The organism is Cobetia sp. 10Alg 146, from assembly GCF_029846385.1.
GTDB lineage: Bacteria > Pseudomonadota > Gammaproteobacteria > Pseudomonadales > Halomonadaceae > Cobetia > Cobetia marina.
The window spans coordinates 316244-331885 of record NZ_JARWKT010000005.1; the positions used below are offsets into that span (position 1 = coordinate 316244).

Annotated in this window: 14 protein-coding genes; 4 read left to right on the forward strand and 10 right to left on the reverse strand. The window is 63.7% G+C overall.

Annotated elements, in window-relative coordinates; genetic code table 11:
* Window positions 1-91: 91 nt before the first annotated feature.
* A complete protein-coding gene (gene rpsO, locus QD172_RS11475; RefSeq protein WP_065392421.1) occupies window positions 92-361 on the forward strand; it encodes a 30S ribosomal protein S15 in 270 nt (89 codons plus the stop codon).
* Between the two features lie 247 nt (window positions 362-608).
* On the forward strand, window positions 609-2762 hold the full coding sequence (pnp, locus tag QD172_RS11480; RefSeq protein WP_279855796.1) for a polyribonucleotide nucleotidyltransferase: 2154 nt from the start codon (window positions 609-611) through the stop codon (window positions 2760-2762).
* 112 nt (window positions 2763-2874) lie between these two features.
* Here the strand turns inward: pnp and QD172_RS11485 are convergent, their stop codons facing one another.
* The 9 genes from QD172_RS11485 to dksA all read right to left on the reverse strand — a co-directional run bounded on the left by QD172_RS11485 (window position 2875) and on the right by dksA (window position 12793).
* A complete protein-coding gene (locus QD172_RS11485) occupies window positions 2875-4056 on the reverse strand; it encodes an acetyl-CoA C-acetyltransferase (RefSeq protein ID WP_084209482.1) in 1182 nt (393 codons plus the stop codon).
* Window positions 4057-4335: 279 nt separating this feature from the next.
* On the reverse strand, window positions 4336-4716 hold the full coding sequence (panD, locus tag QD172_RS11490; protein ID WP_077379473.1) for an aspartate 1-decarboxylase: 381 nt from the start codon (window positions 4714-4716) through the stop codon (window positions 4336-4338).
* Window positions 4717-4815: 99 nt separating this feature from the next.
* A complete protein-coding gene (gene panC / locus QD172_RS11495) occupies window positions 4816-5670 on the reverse strand; it encodes a pantoate--beta-alanine ligase (protein WP_176503562.1) in 855 nt (284 codons plus the stop codon).
* Window positions 5670-6461: a 3-methyl-2-oxobutanoate hydroxymethyltransferase gene (gene panB / locus QD172_RS11500; RefSeq protein ID WP_077379469.1), complete on the reverse strand. Its 792-nt coding sequence runs from the start codon at window positions 6459-6461 to the stop codon at window positions 5670-5672. Before panB ends, panC begins: the two co-directional genes overlap by 1 nt.
* A 181-nt stretch (window positions 6462-6642) precedes the next feature.
* Window positions 6643-7140: a 2-amino-4-hydroxy-6-hydroxymethyldihydropteridine diphosphokinase gene (gene folK, locus QD172_RS11505; protein WP_136939433.1), complete on the reverse strand. Its 498-nt coding sequence runs from the start codon at window positions 7138-7140 to the stop codon at window positions 6643-6645.
* 29 nt (window positions 7141-7169) lie between these two features.
* Window positions 7170-8570: a polynucleotide adenylyltransferase PcnB gene (pcnB, locus tag QD172_RS11510; protein ID WP_077379465.1), complete on the reverse strand. Its 1401-nt coding sequence runs from the start codon at window positions 8568-8570 to the stop codon at window positions 7170-7172.
* 1106 nt (window positions 8571-9676) lie between these two features.
* Entirely contained in the window at window positions 9677-11176 is a 1500-nt protein-coding gene (locus QD172_RS11515) for a sigma-54 dependent transcriptional regulator (RefSeq protein ID WP_279855797.1), read from the reverse strand.
* Window positions 11177-11304: 128 nt separating this feature from the next.
* Window positions 11305-12219 (reverse strand): tRNA glutamyl-Q(34) synthetase GluQRS, encoded by a 915-nt coding sequence (gene gluQRS, locus QD172_RS11520; protein ID WP_279855798.1) that lies wholly within the window; start codon window positions 12217-12219, stop codon window positions 11305-11307.
* A 136-nt stretch (window positions 12220-12355) separates the two neighbouring features.
* Window positions 12356-12793: an RNA polymerase-binding protein DksA gene (gene dksA / locus QD172_RS11525; protein WP_077379460.1), complete on the reverse strand. Its 438-nt coding sequence runs from the start codon at window positions 12791-12793 to the stop codon at window positions 12356-12358.
* Window positions 12794-13068: 275 nt separating this feature from the next.
* Between dksA and QD172_RS11530 the strand changes: the two genes are divergently transcribed.
* The gene (locus QD172_RS11530) at window positions 13069-14253 is read left to right on the forward strand and encodes an aminotransferase class I/II-fold pyridoxal phosphate-dependent enzyme (protein WP_279855799.1); all 1185 of its coding nucleotides are present in this window, start codon (window positions 13069-13071) and stop codon (window positions 14251-14253) included.
* The gene (locus tag QD172_RS11535; protein ID WP_279855800.1) at window positions 14253-15119 is read left to right on the forward strand and encodes a DNA/RNA nuclease SfsA; all 867 of its coding nucleotides are present in this window, start codon (window positions 14253-14255) and stop codon (window positions 15117-15119) included. The genes QD172_RS11530 and QD172_RS11535 overlap by 1 nt, the downstream gene beginning before the upstream one ends.
* A 33-nt stretch (window positions 15120-15152) precedes the next feature.
* Here the strand turns inward: QD172_RS11535 and QD172_RS11540 are convergent, their stop codons facing one another.
* Window positions 15153-15527 (reverse strand): Rieske 2Fe-2S domain-containing protein, encoded by a 375-nt coding sequence (locus QD172_RS11540; protein WP_077379454.1) that lies wholly within the window; start codon window positions 15525-15527, stop codon window positions 15153-15155.
* Between the last annotated feature and the right edge of the window lie 115 nt (window positions 15528-15642).

The following is a 15642-nucleotide window of genomic DNA, read 5'->3' on the forward strand; positions in this document are numbered from 1 at the left end:
GCGGCCTGGCCGCAAGCCGCATGAAGACTGCAAATATGCGTGGTCTTCGACATTTCTTATCTACCAAGCATATTGCTTACTGGAGAGACAGATGGCACTTACCGCTGAGAAGAAGGCTGAGATCGTTAGCGAATTCGGCCGTGGCGAGAACGACACCGGTTCCCCGGAAGTTCAGGTTGCACTGCTGAGCGCCAACATTGATGGCCTGCAGGGCCACTTCAAGGCCAACAAGCAGGATCACCACTCCCGTCGTGGTCTGATCCGCATGGTCAACCAGCGCCGCAAGCTGCTTGACTACCTCAAGCGCAAGGATTTCGAGCGTTACACCGCTCTGATCCAGCGTCTGGGTCTGCGTCGCTAATCAGCGATGTTGCCGCCATGCATTCCGGTGCATGGCGGGCCCCCGGTGGGCACAGGAAAACCGACACTGCCTGCGGGCGGTGTCGGTTTTTTTGTGCCTGATACCGTGGGGAGAAGCGGGCGGGCAATCGCCTCCCGATCCGGCTGCAGCCCGCATGCTGCGTGAGACTCACTCGCTTTTCATTGTCTGCGCCGCGCATTACCATGAGCGCCGGACATCGACGACATCAGACTAAAGGACATGCGCCGTGAACCCGGTTACGCACAGCTTCCAGTACGGTAATGACACCATCACGCTCGAGACCGGTCGCATCGCGCGTCAGGCCACCGGCAGCGTGATGGTGACCATGGGCAATACCTCGGTGTTGTGCACGGTAGTGGCCAGCAAGTCCGCCAAGCCTGGACAGTCCTTCTTCCCGTTGTCGGTGCATTATCAGGAGCGCTCCTACGCGGTCGGCCGCATCCCCGGCAGCTTCTTCAAGCGTGAAGGGCGCCCGACGGAAAAGGAAACGCTGACCTCACGGCTGATTGATCGCCCGATCCGACCGCTGTTCCCGAAAGGCTTCATGAATGAGGTGCAGGTGGTCTGCACGGTGATGTCGGCAGAGCGCAATGTCGATCCGGATATCGCGGCGCTCATCGGTACCTCGGCGGCGCTCAGCATCTCGGGTGTGCCCTTTGCCGGCCCCGTGGGAGCGGCGCGTGTCGGCTTCAGTGAGCAACGGGGCTACTTCCTGAATCCCGGCTACAGCGAGCTTGCCCACTCCGAGCTGGACATGGTGGTGGCAGGTACCGAGCAGGCAGTGCTGATGGTCGAGTCCCAGGCGCAGGAACTCCTGGAAGACGAGATGCTGGGCGCGGTGCTCTACGGCCATCATGAGATGCAGAAGGTGATCACGGCGATCGAGATGTTTGCCGCCAAGGTCAATCGTCCCCAGTGGTCCTGGGTCGCCCAGACGCACGATAGCGTTTTGATGGAGGCGCTGGAGCGTGAGGTGGGCGAGGAGATCGGTGAGGCCTACCGTCTGCATGACAAGATGGAGCGTCAGGATGCGCTGGCATCACTCAAGGCTCGGGCGATTCAGGCGCTGGAGACGCAAGGGGATGCACGCTTCGAGGCGAGTGCGGTGGCCAGTGCCTTCGCTGCACTGGAGAAGCGCATCGTCCGTCAGCGCGTGATTGCCGGTGAGCCGCGCATCGATGGTCGTGATGCACGCACCGTGCGTCCGCTGGACATCGCCGTTGGCGTCCTGCCCAAGGCCCACGGCTCTGCGCTGTTCACGCGCGGCGAGACACAGGCCATGGTGACGGCAACATTGGGCACCACGCGTGACGCCCAGCTGGTGGAGGGGCTGTCAAGTGAGAAGCATGATCGCTTCATGCTGCACTACAACTTCCCGCCTTACTGTGTCGGCGAGACGGGCTTCATCGGTTCTCCCAAGCGTCGCGAGATCGGTCATGGGCGTCTGGCGCGACGTGGGATCGAGTCGATGTTGCCTACCGTCGAGGACTTCCCCTACGCGATCCGTGTCGTCTCCGAGATCACCGAGTCCAATGGTTCAAGCTCCATGGCGTCCGTGTGTGGTGCGTCGCTGGCATTGATGGATGCCGGGGTACCGCTCAAGGCGCCGGTGGCGGGGATTGCCATGGGGCTGGTCAAGGACGCCGACGGCGTGGCCGTGCTGACCGATATTCTCGGGGATGAAGACCATCTGGGGGATATGGACTTCAAGGTCGCGGGGACGGCAGAGGGCGTCACGGCATTGCAGATGGACATCAAGATCGAGGGGATCGATGAGGCCATCATGGAGCAGGCGCTGGAGCAGGCCCTTGAGGCGCGCCTGACCATTCTCGAGCAGATGAACGCTGTCTTGAAGGGTAGCCGCGAAGAGGTGTCCGACAACGCCCCGGCGATGCTGTCGCTGAAGATCGCGCCGAACAAGGTCCGTGACGTGATCGGCAAGGGTGGCTCGACCATTCGCAAGATCTGTGAAGAGACCGGTGCCAATGTCGATCTCGACGATGACGGCAGCGTGCGTATCTATGCCGAGCACAAGGCCCAGGCCCAGGCGGCCGCTCGCTATGTCGAGGGCATCATCGCCGAGGCGGAGATCGGCAAGCTGTACGCCGGCAAGGTCGCTCGCATCGCCGATTTCGGAGCCTTCATCACCTTCATGCCGGGCACCGATGGCCTGCTGCATATCTCCCAGATCGTCGAGGAGCGCGTCAATGACGTGCGCGATTATCTCAATGAAGGCGATGAGGTCGTGGTCAAGGTGCTCGACATCGACAACCGCAATCGCGTCAAGCTGTCGCTGAAGGAGATCAGCGAGGAAGAGAAGGCGGCTTTCGTGGCACGCCAGGCAGCCGAGAAGCTCGCTGAGGCGGCAGACGGCCAGTAAGGCCACCATCGCCCTCAGCCCAATGAAAAGCCCCCGCCAGCAGGACTGGCGGGGGCTTTCTTGTCTCCTGGTGCCCGTGATCGCGGGAGCAGCGGGAGATCACCGTGGGCGATCAGCTGCGCTCGATGGCCAGTGCGACACCCTGGCCGCCGCCGATGCACAGGGTCGCCAGACCCTTCTTGGCATCGCGGGCGATCATCTCGTGTACCAGCGTGACCAGTACACGGCAGCCGGATGCCCCGATCGGGTGGCCCAGCGCGATGGCACCGCCATTGACGTTGACCTTGTCGACATCCCAGCCCAGCTCCTTGTTGACGGAGAGCGCCTGGGCGGCGAAGGCTTCGTTGGCTTCGACGAGATCGAGATCTTCCAGGCTCCAGCCGGCCTTCTTGAGGCACAGGCGGGTGGCGGGAGCCGGCCCGATGCCCATGATCTTCGGGTCGACACCGGCGTTGGAGTACGCCTTGATGGTCGCCAGCGGCGTCAGGCCAAGTTCGCGGGCCTTGTCGGCGGAACACAGCATGACCACGGCGGCACCATCATTGAGCGCCGAGGCGTTGCCAGCGGTGACGGTACCATCCTTCTTGAAGGCTGGACGCATGCCGGCGAGTTTCTCGGCAGTGGTGCCGGCACGCGGGTTCTCGTCGGTGTCGAAGACGATTGGGTCGCCCTTGCGCTGCGGAATCTCGACCGGAACGATCTGGCTCTTGAAGCGGCCCGCCTCGATGGCCTCGCAGGCCTTCTGCTGGGATGCGGCAGCGAAGGCATCCTGCGCTTCGCGGGTGATCTCGTACTTCTCTGCCAGGTTCTCGGCGGTGATGCCCATGTGGATATCATTGAAGGCATCCCAAAGTCCGTCGTGGACCATGGTGTCGATCGCCTTCCAGTCACCCATGCGCTTGCCATTGCGGGAGTTGGGCAGCACATGAGGAGACAGTGACATGTTCTCCTGACCGCCGGCCAGAATCAGCTGGGCATCGCCACAGCGGATGGCCTGGGTGGCCAGATGCAGTGCTTTCAGGCCAGAGCCACAGACCTTGTTGATGGTCATCGCCGGCACGCCTTCCGGCAAGCCTGCCTTGATGACGGTCTGACGAGCCGGATTCTGGCCGCAGCCTGCCGTCAGCACCTGGCCGAGCAGAACTTCGTCGACTTGATCACCGCTCACCCCTGTGCTGGCGAGGATATCCTTGATGACATGTGCCCCGAGGTCAGCGGCGGAAATGCCAGCGAGGCTGCCTCCGAAGGCACCTACGGCGGTACGACGAGCTGCTACGATCACCACATCTTGCATCTGAACGCTCCTGTTCTCTCGCGAGACTGTCTGAGTCAAAGACGCTGCGCCCTGCACTGTCGAATCGGGTAGAGGGCTTGCAGCCTTGCTGATGCGAGATTCCAGCATAAGGCAGTGTTGTGCAATGCGGCAATCGTCAAAGCGTCGTGGGTCTGTCAGCCATTTGCCATACGTGCTCCGGGGGGCGCCCCTTTGCGTGGCCATCAACGACGACGCCAGCTCCGCTTTCGCGGGGCTGGCGTCGTCGTTGCGTGTTTCATTGCCGTGGGAGGACGGCGATCAGGCCATCTGCACCGGAATGGCGTTGGCCGTGTGGCTGACCTCATTGCCTTCCATCAGATAGACCATGGAGGGCTTGTGGGCCTCCAGCTCGCTCTCTGCATAGTTGGCGAAGGCGCAGATGATCACGCGGTCACCGACGTCGGCCTGGTGGGCCGCGGCACCATTCACCGAGATGATCTTCGAACCTTCTTCACCGCGGATGGCATAGGTGGTGAAACGCTTGCCATTGTCCACGTTGTAGATCTGGATCTGTTCGTACTCACGGATGCCTGCCATGTCGAGCAGGTCACCATCGATGGCGCAGGAGCCTTCGTAATTGAGAACGGCATGGGTCACGCGGGCCATGTGCAGCTTGGCCTTGAGCATGATGGCTTGCATCGGGATATCTCCGGTTGAGCGCCGCCGGGCGCAGGAGGCCTTGATGACCGGAACGCGGGACACGGTCGTGAAGGCAGGGCGGCGCAGTCTATTCAGGCATCAGGCCACCGGCAAGGCGACCTTCAGGTTATCGAGCAGACGGGTACGTCCCAGGTGTGCCGCGACCAGAATCACGGCATCACGGGTGTCGTCCTGCACCGGGCCCAGGTCCTCGGCGCGGCGCAGTTCGAGATAGTCCGGCTTGAAGCCGCACTCGCTGATGGCGGCCAGCGCGACGCGCAGGGCCTCGGCAGGCGCGGTGCCACTTTCGAGGCTGTCCTTGAGCGCATTCAGGCATTGCGCAAGGCGAGGGGCGATGGCGCGTTCTTCGGCGCTCAGGTAGCCGTTGCGCGAGGAGAGTGCCAGACCATCCTCGGCACGCACGATGGGCACGCCGAGGATCTCGATCCCGAAGTGCAGATCACGATTGAGCTTGCGGATCACCGCCAGCTGCTGGAAATCCTTCTCGCCGAAACAGGCGACATCGGGACGCACCAGATGGAACAGGATGCTGACGACGGTGGCCACGCCATCGAAGTGTCCCGGTCGGTTGCCGCCGCACAGGCCTTCGGAGACCCCCGGGACCTGCACGTTGCACAGTCCGGTGCGCCCTTCGGGGTACAGCTCCGCTGTCGACGGGGCGAACAGCAGATCACAGCCCTCTGCGGTCAATGCGTTCTGGTCATCGACAAGCGTGCGCGGGTAGCTGTCGAGGTCTTCGCCCGGCCCGAACTGCAGCGGGTTGACGAAGATGCTGGCGACGACGAAGTCCGCCTGTCGGCGTGCCGCGCGCACCAGGGACAGATGGCCTGCATGCAGATTGCCCATGGTGGGCACCAGCGCGATGCGCAGGCCCTTGCGGCGCACCTCGGCCAGGCGCTCGCGCAGGGCGCTGATGTGAGTGAGGGTCTCCATCAGAAGGTGTGCTCCGTTGCCGGGAAGCTGCGTTCCTTGACGGCCCGATGATAGGCAGCGAAGGCGTCCTGCACGCTGCTGGCCTCAGCCATGAAGTTCTTGACGAAGCGCGGCTTGCGGCCCGGTGTCAGGTCGAGCATGTCATGCATGACCAGAATCTGGCCGTCCACCTCGACGCCTGCGCCGATACCGATCACCGGCACCTCGACCGCATCACGAATGCGTGCGGCGAGCTCGGCAGGCACGCACTCGAGCAGAATGATCGCGGCACCGGCGGCTTCAAGCGTGCGGGCGTCGGCGATCATCTGCGTGGCACGCGCTTCCTCGCGGCCCTGCACCTTGTAGCCTCCGAAGGCATGGACATGCTGCGGCGTCAGGCCCATGTGCACGCAGACCGGCACGCCACGCTGGACGAGGGCCGTGACGGCCTCGGCGAGCCAGGCTTCGCCTTCCACCTTCACCATCTCGGCACCGGCACGCATCAGACGTGCGGCATGGTCGAGAAGTATCTCGGTGCTGGCATTGCTCATGAAGGGAAGATCAGCCATGACCAGGCTGCCCTGTTTGCCACGCGCGACGGCCGCGGTGTGGTAACAGATGTCATCGATGGTGACAGGCAGGGTGCTGGTGTGGCCTTGCAGGACCATGCCGAGGGAATCGCCGACCAGCAGTACTTCAATGCCGGCTTCTCCAGCGAGGTGGGCGAAGGTCGCGTCGTAGGCAGTGAGGCAACTGAACGTCTCACCGTCGGCCTTGAGGCGGCGCAGGGTGCTCAGGGTGACGTTTTTCATCAGGAAGCGTACTCGTTGCGGCGCGTGTGCCTTGTCGTGTCCGTGGCGTCGGACGGACGACGTGGCCAGGATCGTCGCAGGCGGGGAGCCATGTGCGCGACCTGACAGGACGAGCCGGTGTTACCAGAAAGTGTTACCGAGCCACGATCAGTGGGCGCATCGGTAACAATGTGGCGAAACTCTACTCCCGAGGCCCGAGGGGGAGCAAGTCATCTCCTTCAACCCGCTGTGCCAGCGTCTCCAGGTCATCTTCGCTCAGGGAGGAAACGCGCACGGGGCCCAGCAGGTCCGCCAGTGGACGCAGCACGAAACCTCGTGTGAGCATCTCGGGGTGCGGCACTGACAGGCGCGGGGTAGTGATGGAGCGATCATCGAACAGTAGAAGGTCCAGATCCAGGGTGCGAGGCCCCCAGTGGCGCAATCGTACGCGACGGTGCTGCTGTTCGAGTGCCTGCAGTTGATCCAGCAGCGCCAGGGGGGAGAGGCGTGTGGTGAGCTCGGCGACGGCATTGACGAAGTCAGGTTGATCCTGAGGCCCGACCGGCTTGCTGGCATACAGGCGCGAGTGGCGCGTGCAGCGGGTCAGCGGCAGGCGGTCCAGCGCCTCAAGTGCGCGCTCGAGTTGAGCGCGCGGATCGTCAAGATTGGCACCGAGGCCGATCAAGGCTGTCGAAGTCATGCGAGGTTCCTGCGTCGGCACGTCAGTGCTCAGCCTTGTCCGCGACCATTGCGACGGCGCTTGCCGCGACGTTTGGTGCCCGCGGGCTTGCTGCCTGCCGGCCCCTCATCGGACACGCCTTCGATCATGGCGACCTGAGCACGGGAATCGACTTCCTGGAAGTCGGTCCACCACTTGCCCAGTCCCGGCTTCACTTCGCCGGCGAATTCCCGCAGCAGCAGGAAGTCATAGGCGGCGCGGAAGCGTGGATGCTCGCGGGTCTGGAAGGCGCGCTTGCCACGGCGACGCGGCAGCTTGGCCTGCATGTCCCAGATCTCGCGCATCGGGATGCTGAAGCGCTTCGGAATCGAGGTGTGGTTGAGCTGACGGGCGATCGCCTGCTGAGCCGCCTGGTGGGCGGCCGGGATGTCCGGCATGCCACTGGCGACCAGCTGGTCGGTGCGTGCCTTGACGCCAGGCCACAGCAGCGCAGCGTAGAGGAAGGCCGGCGTGACCGGTTTGTCGTCACGGATACGATCATCCGTGCTCGCCAGCGCCTTCTCGATCAGCGGCATGGACCAGTGATAGTGCGCGAAGCTCTCTTCCGTTTCAGGGAACAGCATCTGGAACAGGCCGAACTCACGCAACAGGTGGAACGTTTCCAGAGCGTAGCCGGACATGAACAGCTTCAGCACTTCCTCGAACATGCGTGCCGGCGGAATCTGCAGCAGCAGCGGTGCCAGCTCGTACATCGGTTCGGCGGTGGCTTCCTCGATGTCGAAGTCCAGCTTGCCGGCGAAGCGGACCGCCCGCAGCATGCGGACCGGGTCTTCGCGATAGCGCGTTTCCGGGTCACCGATCAGGCGGATCATGCGCGCTTCGATGTCACGCACGCCATGTGCCCAGTCGTGGATCGTGAAGTCGGACACGTCGTAGTAGAGGGCGTTGATCGTGAAGTCGCGGCGCAGCGCGTCCTCCTCGATGGAGCCCCAGACGTTGTCGCGCAGCAGCATGCCATCTTCCGACTGCTGGGTATGCTGGCTCGGTGTGCTGTCGGCAGGCTTGCCACGGAAGGTGGTGACCTCGATCACCTCACGGCCGAAGCGTACATGCACGATGCGGAAGCGTCGGCCAATGATACGTGCGTTGCGGAACAGCTCGCGGACCTGTTCCGGCGTGGCGTTGGTCGCCACGTCGAAGTCCTTCGGACGCTCGCCGAGCAGGGCATCGCGGATGCAGCCACCGACCAGATAGGCCTGATAGCCGCCGCTCTGCAGGCGATAGAGCACCTTCAGCGCGTTTTCGCTGAGCTGGCGGCGGGACACGGGATGCTCATCCCGCGGTATCACACGCAGGCTGGGCAGGGTGGCCTCGGGCGCGTCAGTTGCATTGAAAAGCGTCTTCAAGCGGTCACCGGGGCGTTGGAGAAAGCGGGTAAATCCTTTGAACATGCAGCGATTCGACTCGTGCGTAGCAGGCCGCCCAGTGTAGCGGAGGGCAGATACCTTGGCAAAGCGCCGGTCTGCCACTGATGGGCCGAGACTGCACTTCAAGGTGCCTGATGAGGGAAGAAATGCCTCTCGGGCAAGGAAAAAGGGAGACCGATTTCTCGGTCTCCCTTTCAGGTAGAGTACACGCATCCTTGAGCAGATGTTCTTTTTCGTGAAGGCGCATCGCCTTGAATACGCACCACAGTCGCCAATCACGCAGACAGATGAAGCTATTGTTGTTATCTGACCGTCTGTTCAGTGACCATCTCGTATTCAAAACAATCTTCCATTCACCGACGGCTGAATAGCCTCCCCCCGCGAGTTGTTGTTGGGTCGGGGGTGATCCGGGGTCGAGTATCTTGTTGTTGTTGGCACTCGAGGCCGGATTCGTCGCGTCCTGGTCAGTAGATTCCGGACTGCCGATATCTTGTTGTTGTTGGTTCGGCGGATGATGACGTGCGGCCGCTTGTTCTTGTTGTGGCTCCAGCATCCGGCCATGAATCTCGGCCGTGCTTGCCTGTCATCATCAATGTCACTCGCTCGACGAATCTTGTTGTTGTTGGTGTCGAGGGTTTTCGAAGCCTTGCGCAATCTTGTTGTTGTTGGACGCGCTTCGTATTTCCGGTTGTTCTTTTTCTTGACCGTGTTATTGCATCGGATGTGCCACAGCTTAAAAAAAACACGTAATTCAGTCATTTAGACATAGGTCGCTGAGACGTGAGGCGTAGGTGAGGCTGAGGTGTTACCTGACGTGGCCATTACCGCGCTGGATGGGGGCACTGTTTGGGGTCGATGGTAACAATTGGTGCGAAGGTCTAACGGAGTGACTCGCAAGCTAATGATTGGGAAGTGTTTTCCGGCATGGATTCGGCACTAAAGTCTAGCGAGGCCGGCAGGCTGCCTGCCGAGTCCTGAAGGGTTTGAGTGTTGATGTCTCGAAGACGGCCAGGTGAGTCGTGGGGGCGAGCACCCGCTTGGTGCAATGCGGATGGGGAGCCCGCGGGTCGGCTGGTGATCGTCAGCCTGCCCGTGCGCCTGTCCGAGGGAGACATGTGCCTGATGATGCCTCAGGACGTCGCGCTGCCACGGCGTGCCTTCTTGCGCGGGATACCCAGCCGCTGACGGCGCTCCCACAGATTCTTGCGGCTGATGCCGAGTCGACGGGCTAGCTCCGTTTCGCTCATGTGGTCCTGATGTTCGAGAACGAAATGCTGGAAGTAGTCCTCGAGGGACAGGTCTTCCTCTTCCGGTGTCGGGGTGGCGAGTGGAGGCGCGGGTCGAGGGGGGGCGGTCTCCCGTGCCGGAGAGGCACCTTCAGCCTGCGGACGCGGTGCTGAAGTGACGGGAGGCGGCTGGTGGGCGAGGGGCTCCTGTGGATGGCCGTCAGCAGTATCGCTTCGCAGGACATGCTCGGCGCGCAGGCCCAGGTCTTCCGGGGCGATGATCCGACGGTCTGCCAGGATCACGCCGCGCTCCAGGGCATTCTCGAGCTCGCGCACATTGCCGGGCCAGCCGTACTGATGGATTTCCTGGCGCGCACGCTGTGACAGCCGCATCCCCTCCCGGGCATGCCGGCGCGCGATGCCCTTCAGCAGGTGTTCGGCCAGTTCCAGCACGTCATCTCCCCGCTCACGCAGCGCAGGCAGGTCAATCTCCATGACGTTGAGGCGATAATAGAGATCCAGGCGGAATTCGCCGGTCGCGGAGAGGCGGTGCAGGTCGCGGTGAGTGGCCGCGATCAGGCGGACATCCACATGGCGCGTCTCGATGGCGCCGACGCGACGTATCTCACCCTCCTGAAGGACACGCAGCAGGCGAGCCTGAGCATCCAGCGGCAGTTCCCCGATCTCATCCAGGAACAGGGTGCCGCCATCCGCGGCTTCGATCAGGCCGGTGCGTGAATTCGTCGCGCCGGTGAAGGCGCCCTTTTCATGCCCGAACAGCTCGGATTCGATCAGGGTTTCCGGAATGGCGGCACAGTTGACGCAGATCAGCGGTGCCTGATGCCGTCCGCTCTGGCGATGGATCGCACGTGCGACCAGCTCCTTGCCGGTGCCGGATTCGCCAAGTACCAGCACGGTGACATCCGCGGGGGCCACCTTGCGGATGCGGGTATAGACCTGCTGCATCGCACGGCAGTGGCCGATCATCTCGACCTGCGAGCCGGTGGCTCCGGAATGAGAGGAGGGGCGCGATGAGGGGGACGGCGCATCGTCATTGCGCGGCAAGGCCAGCGCCTCACGTACGCTGCGCGCGAAGGCCTCCTGATCGAAGGGTCTGGGCAGATAATCCGCGGCGCCGGCTTTCAGGCAGGCGATGGCGCCATGCAGGCTGGGGGGATCCGCCAGCAGGATCACCGGGGCAGGGTGGCTGGCCTCGAGAACGGGCTTGGCATGTTCTCCGGCGAGCGCGACATCGCAGATGACCAGTGCAAACTCGCCGGGTTTCTGACGACAGGCGTCTTCAAGTCCATTGGCATGCACCACGCCGTGCCCGTCGCGCTCCAGCAGATGCTGAAGGGCAGTGCGTGTGGCACCTTCCTTTTCGATGATCAGAATCCGGGCCATGGAATGCTATCGCTCGCCTGATGGAGTGCGTGAAGAAATGAGATGGCGCTGATGCCTTGGCTATCTCGTACAAAGTCTCCCCTGTTCCCCGTGGGCTGGCAATCCGACAATCGTGGCTGGCCTGGTCGTCATGGAAATGGCGTGGCCATGCGCAGTGACTGGGCCGCGCCAACGTTCGCGAGCGACCAGCGTGGCGTGGCGTGCGCCAGTTGTTCCGCGGGGCTGGCAGTGGCCAGCTCGGCTGGCGGTGCCTGCCCGAGCAGCGTCAGCGTGTGATGCAGCAGTTGGCGAATGGCGACTTCATCGACCGGCAGGGCCGGGGCCAGGTTCTGCTTGGAGAGCTTCTGCCCATTGTCGGCGGTGATCAGTGGCAGGTGCGTCAGGCGCGGTGTGGGAAGACCAAGGGACGCCTGCAGGAGGCGTTGCCAGGGCGTGTTGTCGAGCAGGTCCAGGCCGCGTACGACGTCGGTGATTCCCTGTTCGGCGTCATCCACCACCACGGCCAGCTGATAGGCCCACAGGCCATCGCGACGCTTGAGTACCACGTCGCCGAGTGCCGCCAGTTCCTGCTGGATCGGGCCTTGCAGGCGATCGTGCCAGCCGGCGATGGCGCCGGCTCCACCGAAGCGCTCTGCCGTTCGCACGTCCAGACGCCAGGCGTGCTCGCCAGCGGGTGGCTCATCGCGATCGCGACACCAGCCCGGGTAGACCGCGAAGTCCCGCCACTGCTTGCGGGAGCAATCACAGGGATAGGCGATACCCGTGGCCTCGAGCTTCGCGAGCGCCTCGTCGTAGGCGGCATGGCGATCACTCTGATAGCGCACCGCGCCGTCCCAGTGCAGCCCGAAGGCCTCCAGCTGACGCAGGATGGCGTCGGCGCTGCCTGCGGGGCAGCGTGGCGGGTCGATGTCCTCGATGCGCACCAGCCATTGGCCAGCGTGATGCCGGGCATCCAGGTAGCTGGCCACGGCCGCCAGCAGTGAACCGGCGTGCAGTGGGCCAGAGGGGGTCGGGGCAAAACGGCCACGGTAGGCGGTGGGCATCGGCAGGGCTCCGGCGTCCGTGATTGGGGGAATGTCTGGCTGTCCGGACCCCAACGCATACGGGCACCGCTCCAAGGAGGGTGCCCGTATGGGGGATGAGGTCGACGGCGGGCCGTCGGTTCACCGACAGCGGGGCTTAGCGGCCCAGCTGCTTTTCCTTCAGCTCGGCCAGTGTCTTGCAGTCGACACACTGGGTCGCGGTCGGGCGTGCTTCCAGTCGGCGGATACCGATCTCGACGCCACAGGCTTCGCAGAAGCCGTAATCGTCCTCATCGATGTTCTCGATGGTCTCGTTGATCTTCTTCAACAGCTTGCGCTCGCGGTCACGCGTTCTCAGTTCGAGACTGAAGCCCTCTTCCTGAGTGGCACGGTCTGCAGGGTCCGCGTAGTTGTTGGCATCTTCCTGCAGGTGACGCACGGTGCGATCAACCTCTTCCATCAGCTCCTGTTTCCAGTCCAGCAGGATTTGACGGAAGTGCGCTAGCTGCTTCTCGTTCATGTACTCTTCACCCGCTGCCGGCTCGTACGGGGTGAATTTCTTAAGCGCTTCCGGCTTGGTTTCAGCTACTGGCATGGGACCGCCTCATTCCGCAAGGTGACTTGGGCCGTCGACAGTCTGTTGCACTGCCTCCTTGGCCACGGCGAGGGGGCTGTCCTGACTGCTGCCCTCGCGAGAAGATCAGCTTATTTAGCGTAAAAATGAAAAGTTTGCAACCGAACTCCGACGATAGTTTGTGCCGGCTCATGAACAGGCCTGTTCACGCAAACATGCATTTTCCTGTGAAAAGGGGGTGGGAATGGGCCTTGGCAGGTGCCTAGAATGAAGCTTCCGTCACGAGGAGTGCCATCATGCAGTTTGCCCGCCGTCTTGAATCCGTTGCCGCCTTTCGCGTGATGACGCTGCTGGAAGCCGCCCAGGCGCGAGAGGCTGCCGGGCATGATGTCATTCATCTGGAAGTGGGCGAACCCGACTTCCCGACCCCTGCGCCGGTGATCGCGGCCGGTCAGGCGGCATTGGCCGCTGGCCAGACTCGCTATACGCCCGCCTGTGGCCTGCCCGCGCTGCGCGACGCCATCGCGGCAGACTACCAGCGCCGTCACGGCGTCACGGTCTCGCCCTCGCGCATCATCGTCACGCCCGGCGCCTCTGGCGCTCTGCTGCTGGCCACCCTGCTGTGTGCCGAGCGCGGTGACAGCGTGCTGATGGCGGATCCGACCTACCCGTGCAATCGCCATTTCATGGGGCTGGTCGATGTCCAGCTCGACGTGGTGCCTGTCAGCGCCGAGAGCGGCTGGCAGCTGACCGCGGAGCTTGCCGATGAGGTCTGGCGCGAGAACACCCGCGCGGTGATGGTGGCATCTCCTTCCAATCCTACCGGGCACGTGTTGTCGCCACAGGAGCTGCAGGCGCTGGGGGAGCTGTGCAGAGCCCGGGACGCTCACCTGCTGGTCGATGAGATCTATCAAGGCCTGACCTATGGCGTGCCTGCACATACGGCGTTGGCGGAATGTCCGGATGCCTTCGTGATCAACAGCTTCTCGAAATATTTCGGCATGACCGGCTGGCGACTGGGCTGGCTGGTGGCGCCGGAAGCGGCGGTCGAGCCGTTGTCGCGCCTGGCGCAGAATGTCTTCCTGGCCGCCTCGACGCCTGCCCAGCATGCGGCGCTGGCAGCCTTCACGCCGGAATGCGAAGCAGAGCTCGAGCGTCGTCGGCAGGTGCTCGAAGCCCGCCGTGGCGTGCTGCTGGCCGGGCTTGAGCGTCTGGGGCTGGCGCCGTCGGTGCCGCCGCAGGGCGCCTTCTACGTCTGGCTGGATATCTCGCACTTGAGTCATGACAGCGAGGCCTTCTGCCGTGCCTTGCTGGAGGAAGAGAACGTTGCCATCACGCCGGGGACCGATTTCGCGCTGGCAGATGGACGTCGCCATGTGCGGATCGCCTTCACGGCCGATGAGGCGCGTCTGCGCGAAGCCCTGACGAGACTTGAGCGCTTCCTGGAGCGGCGTGCTGCCCCGGCGGGAGCATCTGCCTGATGCAGTTGACAGGGTTGTATCGTGGTCGGCTGATCCGGCGCTACAAGCGCTTCTTCGCTGAAGTGGAGCTGCTCGAGGGGGAACGGGCAGGCGAGGTGGTGACGGCGCATTGTCCGAATACCGGCTCGATGCGTGCCGTGTGCGTGGAAGGCTGTGAGGTATGGCTGTCACCGTCCAACAACCCGAAGCGCAAGCTTGCCTGGACCTGGGAGCTGATTCGCCTGCCCCTGGACCCTCCCGGGGCTGGCGGTCGGCGTGAGGCCTTGGTGGCGGTGCATACCGGACGTGCCAATGCGCATGTCGAGGCGGTCCTGCGGGAGGGTGACTCGTCAGAGTGCCCGCCTGCACTGCATGCTGCGCTGCGTGAGAGAGGGCTGACGAATCTGGCGCGAATCGAGCGGGAGGCGCGGGTCGAGGTCATGCCAGCAGGCAGTGAGGTCGCGGAGCGCTCGCGGCTCGATTTCCAGCTATGGCCGCGCGATGAGCAGGCCGCCTCGATCTATGTCGAGGTCAAGCAGCTCACCCTGCGTGAGTCGGATGGGCATGGGTATTTTCCGGACTCGGTCAGTACGCGCGCGCGCCGTCACCTTGCCAGTCTTGCCGCGCTGGTCGCGGCCGGTCATCGCTGTGTGCTGGTGTTCTGCGTCGCGCACGATGCCATCGAGGATGTCGCGCCGGCGGCTCACCTGGACCCGGCCTATGCCGAGGCCTTCGCCGCGGCCCAGGCCGCCGGTGTCGAGGTGCTGGCGCTGAGGATGCAGGTCGCACTGGCGCCCTGTCATGATGACGCGAGGCAGCCGCTCTGGCAGGCGTCGTTGACCCTCAAGGAGGTGCTGCCGCTGCACGAGGCGCGCTTCTGCGGGTAACGCCTGAGCTCACTCTGATCATCGCGGGGCACTTCAGTGCCGACTCTTCAGCACCAGCTGCGCCGGCGAGCCGTCAGGCCGCTCGATCGTCACGTCCAGCGCGGTCAGTCGCTGCCCCGTGCAGGGGCCACTGAGGCACAGGCCCTGCTGCGGCTCGAAGCAGGCCTGGTGACGATGACACAGGATCAGTCCGCCGGTGGCGTCCAGATAGGGGTCGCGGTGTTCGCGCTCGTCGTGGGCGGGGTCAGCGATCAGGCGGCTGCCGCGGTGCGGACAGGCGTCGAGATAGGCGTGCAGTCCATCGGCCAGCCGGATCAGCATGGCCGGGCGGCCATCCTCGAGCCTGATCGGCAGGCTGCAGCCGATGCGCAGCTCCGGCAGTGGCAGGCGGAGCAGGCGGCGTGTCATGCGGGTCTCCTCTGAGTGGGCGAGAGGCGTTGGTGAAGAACGCGGTGCGTTCGGGCATCAGGGGGCTCGCATCGGGTATCATGGGGCAATGACGGCCAGCAGGGTATGCTCGGCT

Excerpts from the sequence above, each read along its gene's own strand:
- panC (WP_176503562.1), bottom strand. The coding sequence starts at position 5,670 with ATGGAGACCCTCACTCACATCAGCGCCCTGCGCGAGCGCCTGGCCGAG.
- QD172_RS11540 (WP_077379454.1), bottom strand. The coding sequence starts at position 15,527 with ATGACACGCCGCCTGCTCCGCCTGCCACTGCCGGAGCTGCGCATCGGC.
- dksA (WP_077379460.1), bottom strand. The coding sequence starts at position 12,793 with ATGCCAGTAGCTGAAACCAAGCCGGAAGCGCTTAAGAAATTCACCCCG.
- QD172_RS11485 (WP_084209482.1), bottom strand. The coding sequence starts at position 4,056 with ATGCAAGATGTGGTGATCGTAGCAGCTCGTCGTACCGCCGTAGGTGCC.
- gluQRS (WP_279855798.1), bottom strand. The coding sequence starts at position 12,219 with ATGCCCACCGCCTACCGTGGCCGTTTTGCCCCGACCCCCTCTGGCCCA.
- panD (WP_077379473.1), bottom strand. The coding sequence starts at position 4,716 with ATGCAAGCCATCATGCTCAAGGCCAAGCTGCACATGGCCCGCGTGACC.
- QD172_RS11515 (WP_279855797.1), bottom strand. The coding sequence starts at position 11,176 with ATGGCCCGGATTCTGATCATCGAAAAGGAAGGTGCCACACGCACTGCC.
- pcnB (WP_077379465.1), bottom strand. The coding sequence starts at position 8,570 with ATGTTCAAAGGATTTACCCGCTTTCTCCAACGCCCCGGTGACCGCTTG.
- QD172_RS11535 (WP_279855800.1), top strand. The coding sequence starts at position 14,253 with ATGCAGTTGACAGGGTTGTATCGTGGTCGGCTGATCCGGCGCTACAAG.
- panB (WP_077379469.1), bottom strand. The coding sequence starts at position 6,461 with ATGAAAAACGTCACCCTGAGCACCCTGCGCCGCCTCAAGGCCGACGGT.
- folK (WP_136939433.1), bottom strand. The coding sequence starts at position 7,140 with ATGACTTCGACAGCCTTGATCGGCCTCGGTGCCAATCTTGACGATCCG.
- QD172_RS11530 (WP_279855799.1), top strand. The coding sequence starts at position 13,069 with ATGCAGTTTGCCCGCCGTCTTGAATCCGTTGCCGCCTTTCGCGTGATG.
- rpsO (WP_065392421.1), top strand. The coding sequence starts at position 92 with ATGGCACTTACCGCTGAGAAGAAGGCTGAGATCGTTAGCGAATTCGGC.